Here is a 6567-nt window from a genome sequence, read left to right as displayed (position 1 = left end):
CGCATTCGTACACGCAGCAGGACCTTCTTGACCTGTACTCCATCACCGACCCGCGGATCCGGTCGGTCTTCCGCAACAGCGCCATCGAGCGGCGCTTCTTGAGCCTGCCACCGGAGCTACCCGATGGCAGCCGCGCTACCGAGACTCAGGGCGAACTACTGCGCAAGCACCGCCTCACCGGCATCGACATGGGCAAGCGGGCGATCCTCGCCTGCCTCAAGGACTCAGGCTACGAGCTCGACGATATCGGCTACCTGTGCTGCATCACCACGACGGGTTTCCTGACGCCCGGGTTCAGCGCGCTGCTCATCAAGGAACTGGCCCTCGACGTCGGCACCAGCCGGCTGGACGTTGTCGGCATGGGCTGCAACGCGGGGCTCAACGGGCTCAACTGTGTGGCGGGCTGGGCGAGCGCGCATCCGGAGCAGTTGGCGATCATGGTCTGCGTCGAGGCGTGCTCCGCGGCATACGTGATCGACGGTACGATGCGCAGCTCGGTGGTGAACAGTCTCTTCGGTGACGGCGCGGCCGCCGCGGCCGTCATCACCGACGAGGGCGGGCTTGAGCCCGGCCCCAGCCTCCTCAAGTTCGCCAGCTGCATCGTCCCCGAGGCCGTCGACGCGATGCGCTACGACTGGGACGACCAGCAGGGCAAGTTCAGTTTCTTTCTGGACCGCGAGGTGCCCTATGTGATCGGTGCGCATGCCGAGGAGGTCATCGGCCGCCTACTCGCCGACACCGGCCTACGCCGCAGCGAAATCGCGCACTGGGTGGTGCACTCGGGTGGCAAGAAGGTGATCGACTCGGTGATGGTCAACTTGGGCCTCTCCCGGCACTCGTTGCGGCACACCACCGGGGTGCTTCGTGACTACGGCAACCTGTCGAGCGGCTCGTTCCTCTTCTCTTACAGCCGGCTGCTAGAGGAGGGTGCGATCCAGCGCGGCGAGTTCGGTGTCCTCATGACCATGGGCCCTGGATCGACGATCGAGACAGCCCTGATGCGGTTCTGAACCGCTGTACATCCAGCAAACGCTGACGACAACCGAGAAAGCGGTGCGGATTGGCAGGCAGTGCGAACTCCGAGATCGACACCCCGCAGGTCGTGCAGCTGTCCATCACGAGTGGACAAAGAGTGGGCCCTCAGCTGATCGCAGCGGTGGAGCGGGCGTGCGACGAGGCAGAGAATGTCTCCGACCCCGTGGTGGTCCTGTGGCTCACCGGGGAGCCCGCCGGCGATGCGGCCGTCGAAGACCTGAGCATCCACGCGGTCAGCAAGTGGGAGCGGGCACTGCGCCGACTCGAACGGCTGGACGCCGTGACGATCGCCGCCGCCGTGGGCCTGTGTGCCGGGCCCGCGCTGGAGGCGCTGCTCGCGGCCGACCACCGCATCGCGGGTCCGGATCTACGCCTGCGGCTCTCGGCGGTGGCGGGCGAACCGTGGCCGGGGATGGCCGTGCACCGCGTCGCCAACCAGGTCGGTGTGGCCCGCGCCCGCGGCCTGGTGCTCTTCGGCGCCGAGATCTCGGCCACCGAAGCGGCCGAGTTGTGCCTGGTGGACGAGGTCGTACCGGACACCGTTCGGGCGGTGGCGCAGCGCACGGCCGCCGTACGCAATCTGACCGGCAGCGAGCTGGCGATCCGCCGACGGTTGCTGATGGAGGCGACCTCGGTCAGTTTCGAGGACGCACTCGGCACCCACCTCGCGGCGTGCGACCGGACGCTGCGGCGGATGAAGGGCACCCAGCCAGCGTGACCACCGTCCCCACACCGGTACGCATGCCGCTGCTGACCGGTGATCTGAACGCGGATGCCGGCGTCATCCGGGAGCAGGCGGCTCGGGACGATGCCCGGCTAGCCGGCCTACCGGCGAAACCGGAGCGCACAGCGGCCGACCAGGAAGCCGTGAGCGAGCTGCATCGGTCAAGCCGGCGGCTGCGATCGAGGTTCATGGCTAGACACACTCCAGCGGTCTTCGCCGAGCTGACCCAAGCGGGCACCTGTCGGCCCCGGATCGCGGAGCTCGCCGCTGCGGCCGCGGAGCGGTTCCCCGGCCTGGTGCCGACGGCGGACCAGCTGGCGGCGGAACGCCGGCACCTGCAGGCGCACAAGGAGGCCCGGGAGATCGACCAGGCCATTTTCTTCCATCACCTGCTGGGCACACCGGCCGTCGGACAACACATCGTCGAGGCCATGCTGCGACCCACGCCGCGGGCACTGGCGCTGCTGTCCGAATTCGAGCACAACGGGGTCCTGGAGCTGGACACGGTGCTGCTCGAACGCGACGGTGACATCGGACGGGTCACCCTGCGCAACACGTCCTGCCTGAACGCCGAGGACGACCAGCTGACCGTCGACCTGGAGACGGCGGTCGACCTGGTCCTGCTCGACGACAGCATCCGGGTCGGGCTGCTGCGCGGCACGACGATGACCCATCCCCGCTATGCCGGGCGCCGCGTCTTCAGCGCCGGCATCAACCTCAAACACCTGCACCAGGGACGCATCTCCTACGTCGACTTCCTGCTCGGCCGCGAGCTCGGCTACCTAAGCAAGATCATCCGGGGTCTCCGGATGCCGGATGACCCGGACGCCGTAACGCTGACAACCTCGTGGGAGAAGCCCTGGGTCGCCGCGGTCGACACGTTCGCGATCGGAGGCGGGATGCAGCTGCTGCTCGCCTGCGACCGAGTGGTTGCCGGGACTGACGCGTATTTCACATTGCCCGCTGCGCAGGAGGGCATCGTGCCCGGCGCGGCGAATCTGCGGCTCGGGCGGCTGGTGGGCGCGCGGTTGGCCCGGGACATCATCCTGGACGGGCGCAAGCTGCGGGCGACCGATCCGCAGGCAAAACTGATCTGCGACGAGACGGTCGACCCCGAGGCGGTGGGCCGGGCCGCGGACTGGGCCGCCGAGCGGATGACCGCCCCCGCGGTCGTGGCCAACAGGCACATGCTGAACCTCGCCGACGAGCCGGTCGACCGGTTCCTCGGCTATCTGTCGGAATTCGCCCTGGTGCAGGCGGACCGGCTCTACAGCCAGGACGTGCTTGCCAAGATCGGCGCCCGCTGGAACGCGGGTGCGGGCCGGTGAAACCGGTCGAGGCCCTGATCCAGGTGCTGCGCGAGGAGGGCGTGACCCGCGTCTTCGGCAACCCGGGCACCACCGAGCTGCCGTTTCTGGACGCTCTCGTGCACCAGCCGGACATCGAGTACGTGCTCGGCGTTCACGAAGGGTCGGTCGTCGCGATGGCGGACGGGTATGCCCGCGCCACCGGCCGCCCGGCGTTCGTGAGCCTCCATGTGGCGGCCGGCCTGGCGAACGGCCTGTCCGGGCTACTCAACGCGAGCCGGTCCCGGACGCCCATGGTGGTGACCGCCGGCCAGCAGGACCGGCGGCACCTGGCGCAAGACCCGATGCTCTCCGCTGACCTGGTGGGTCTGGCCCGCGCGGCGGTCAAGGCCACCTTCGACGTCCAGCACGCCCAGGACCTGCCCGGGATGCTGCGCCGGGCGTTCCGGCTCGCCGTCCTGCCGCCGGCCGGCCCGGTCTTTCTGTCCGTGCCGATGGATCTCCTGGCCGAGGAGACCGACGTCACATTCTTCGACGCGCCGATCGTGCCACCGTCGGTTGCCACCGGGGTGGCCCGCGCCACCGCCCTGCTGGCCGGGGCCCGGGATCCCGCCGTGGTCGCCGGGGACGGCGTCGGCCGGGAGGGCGGTGTCGCGTCGCTCGTCGCGATCGCGGAGGTCCTCGGCGCGGTGGTGTACCACCAGCCGATGCACGACGGCGTGGACTTCCCGATGGGACACGACCTGTACGCGGGCGCGCTGCCACCGAACAATGCCGAGATCCGCGGCACGCTGGCCCCGCACGACGTGGTGCTCATCGTCGGATGCCACGCCTTCATGCCGCACCACTACTCCCCTGGTCCCGCGATCATGCCGGACACCCTGGTCGTCCAGATCGACTCCGACCCGGCGGAGATCGGCCGAAACTTCACCGTGGAGCTGGGCCTCGTCGGCGCGATCGAGCCCACGCTGCAGCAACTCGCCACGGCTCTACGTGCCCTGCCGCCAGTGTCCCGGGCGCAGCACCGGCGTGCCGAGCTGCGCGAACGGCACGTCGAGCAACGTGCGGCAGTCGACACCGCGGCGCTGAAGGCGTACGGGCCGGTGCCGCTGGACCCGTTGGCCGCCGCGCACGCCGTGGCGTCCGGACTGCCCGCTGACGCGGTAGTGGTCGAGGAGGCCATCACAACGGGGGTCCTGCTGCGCCAGGTTCTGCGGCTGGAACAGCCCCGCTCCCTCGTACACACCGTCGGCGGCGGGTTGGGCTTCGGCATCGGTGCTGCGATCGGCACCGCCATGGGTGACCCGGCCCGCCCGGTGGTCGCCGTCCTCGGCGACGGCTGCAGCATGTTCGGCCTGCAGGGCCTGTGGGGTGCCGCCCGCTATGACGTGCCGGTCACGTTCGTGGTGATGAACAACGGCGAGTACCGCACGCTCAAGGACACTCTGGACGTCTGGGACAGCCGGGCCACGCGGGCGGGCCACTATCCCGGTCTCGACCTGGGCAGTCTCGACTTCACCACGGCGGCCGCGTTCTTCGGCATCGAGGCGCACCGGGTGGAGCACATCGACGAGCTCGTCCAGCTGGTGGCCGGCGCCGCGCACCGCCGCCGCCCGCTGCTGATCGACGTACCCATCCTCGGCCACCGGCAAGGAGCTCAGCAGTGACACCACTGATCGATCTCGCCCGTACCGGTGGCAAGGTGTGACGTGGTGCCGACAACAGTGGAGTACCGCAAAGACGGTCACCTGGCGACGATCACTATGAACCGCCCCGAGGTGCTCAACGCCATGAACCTGCGGATGCACGAGGAACTCGCGGAGATCTGGGACGACTTCGAGCAGGACGACGAAGTCTGGGCCGGGGTGCTCACCGGCGCCGGTGATCGCGCGTTCTCGGTCGGCCAGGATCTCAAGGAACTGGCGGCGCGAGAGGCGACCGGAGTGGCGAAGCCGTCCACCTTCGGCGGCCGGGGCAAGCCCGGGTGGCCCCGGCTCACCGAGCGGTTCGGCCTGACCAAGCCGCTGATCGCGCGGGTGCACGGATACGCCCTGGGCGGCGGGTTCGAGTTGGCCCTGGCGTGTGACCTGATCATCGCTACCGAGGACACCTGCTTCGGCCTGCCGGAGGCGAAGCTCGGCCTGATCGCTGGGGCCGGCGGAGTGTTCCGGCTCAGCCGGCAGCTTCCGGTACGCACAGCTTTGGGTCACCTGATGACCGGGCGGCAGCTCAGCGCGCGCCGCGCCTACGAGCTAGGCCTCGTCAACGATGTCGTGCCCGCGGCGGACCTGGACGACTGCGTACGCGACTGGGCCACCGATCTGCTCGCCTGCGCACCGCTGGCCGTTCGCGCGGTCAAGCAGGCTGTCCTGACCTCCGTCGACCTTCCGTTGGAGCAAGCTTTCACCACGCGTTATCCGCGCGAGGAGATCCGGATGGACAGCGAGGACGCCAAGGAGGGGCCACGAGCCTTCGCGGAGGGACGCCAGCCGCGCTGGCAGGCGCGGTAGGCCGCCGAACTCAGCCCACGCGTCGTAATCGGCGGTCGTGCCGCGGCTCGTCCGCACCGCGCACGCCCTCCCATGTGCCCGCGAGGCATAGGGCGGACTTGAGCTCTGGCCTCTGGCCGGGAGCCCAGGCTGCAGCGATGAAGCGATCCGGGCGCACCAGCACGCAGAGCCCCTGATAGGCCGCCAGATCCGCGGCAAGCCCGCCGTCGACGTCCTCGATCGCCCTGCCGACATCGGACGGCGCCTCAGGAACGCGGCCCGACACGGCGACCCGCGACAGCGTCGGCCGCAGCCCGGGGACGTGTTTAGCCTCGGCTGCCAGCCGCGCCGGATCGACGCCGACCCCGAGCAGCGCCCAGCCAGACCCGAGAACCTCGTCCAGCGGCCGCCTGCGACCCTCGACGGCGTCGAACACCTCCGGCTGTCCGATCATCGTCCCGACTGGTTTCGTCGAATCGGCCAGCAGTCCGGACGAATACGCGTGCGGCGGTCGGTACCTCATGTATTCGAGGAATTCTCTTCCCTGACCGGTCGCCAGAAGGCGTCGTAGGTAATCGTCCCGGCGGGCGGCGAAGCGAGGATTCGTGGTCATCACCACCCGGCGCATCCGTTCCGAAAGTGCCACCGTTGCCACGACGTGCGGCTTGCGTTCGGTCTCGTAGGAATCCAGCGCCGTATCGGTCAGGCGACCGGCGAGTACGTCGGCGATCTTCCACGCCAGGTTCGCCGCGTCGCGGACCCCGGAGTTGAGGCCCTGCCCGGCGAACGGGGGCATCATGTGGGCGGCATCCCCGAGCAGGAACACGTTTCCACATCGCCAACGATCGGCGACCAGGGCGTGGAACCGATAGGTGACCGCTCGCTCGACCTGGTCCTCGGTGATATCGCGATAAGGCTTCAGCAATCGTCGCACCAGTTCGAAGGGCGGCGCCACCCCGGCTCCGCCCTCTTCGGGATTCAACCGGAATTCGTATCGACACCGACCGCCGCG

At 69.4% G+C, this 6567-nt stretch carries 6 protein-coding genes; 5 read left to right on the top strand and 1 reads right to left on the bottom strand.

Going from position 1 to position 6567, the window contains the following annotated elements:
* The 5 genes from dpgA to dpgD all read left to right on the top strand — a co-directional run.
* A partial coding sequence (gene dpgA, locus QOI01_RS07775; protein ID WP_526379604.1) for a 3,5-dihydroxyphenylacetyl-CoA synthase DpgA occupies positions 1 to 1010 on the top strand: 1010 nt, incomplete at its 5' end.
* A gap of 50 nt (positions 1011 to 1060) precedes the next feature.
* The gene (gene dpgB / locus QOI01_RS07770; protein ID WP_526379602.1) at positions 1061 to 1753 is read left to right on the top strand and encodes an enoyl-CoA-hydratase DpgB; all 693 of its coding nucleotides are present in this window, start codon (positions 1061 to 1063) and stop codon (positions 1751 to 1753) included.
* Positions 1750 to 3087 (top strand): (3,5-dihydroxyphenyl)acetyl-CoA 1,2-dioxygenase DpgC, encoded by a 1338-nt coding sequence (gene dpgC, locus QOI01_RS07765; protein WP_526379601.1) that lies wholly within the window; start codon positions 1750 to 1752, stop codon positions 3085 to 3087. The genes dpgB and dpgC overlap by 4 nt, the downstream gene beginning before the upstream one ends.
* Positions 3084 to 4733, top strand: coding sequence for a thiamine pyrophosphate-binding protein (locus tag QOI01_RS07760; RefSeq protein ID WP_526379599.1), 1650 nt, complete (start codon positions 3084 to 3086; stop codon positions 4731 to 4733). The genes dpgC and QOI01_RS07760 overlap by 4 nt, the downstream gene beginning before the upstream one ends.
* A gap of 45 nt (positions 4734 to 4778) precedes the next feature.
* The gene (gene dpgD, locus QOI01_RS07755; RefSeq protein WP_526379597.1) at positions 4779 to 5576 is read left to right on the top strand and encodes an enoyl-CoA-hydratase DpgD; all 798 of its coding nucleotides are present in this window, start codon (positions 4779 to 4781) and stop codon (positions 5574 to 5576) included.
* Between the two features lie 10 nt (positions 5577 to 5586).
* Here the strand turns inward: dpgD and QOI01_RS07750 are convergent.
* Positions 5587 to 6567: FAD-dependent oxidoreductase (locus QOI01_RS07750; RefSeq protein WP_526379595.1), on the bottom strand; the 981-nt coding region annotated here is incomplete at its 5' end.

Origin of the sequence: Mycobacterium sp., assembly GCF_032162605.1 — a bacterium.
GTDB lineage: Bacteria > Actinomycetota > Actinomycetes > Mycobacteriales > Mycobacteriaceae > Mycobacterium.
This window is presented reverse-complemented; position numbering and strand designations above follow the sequence as displayed.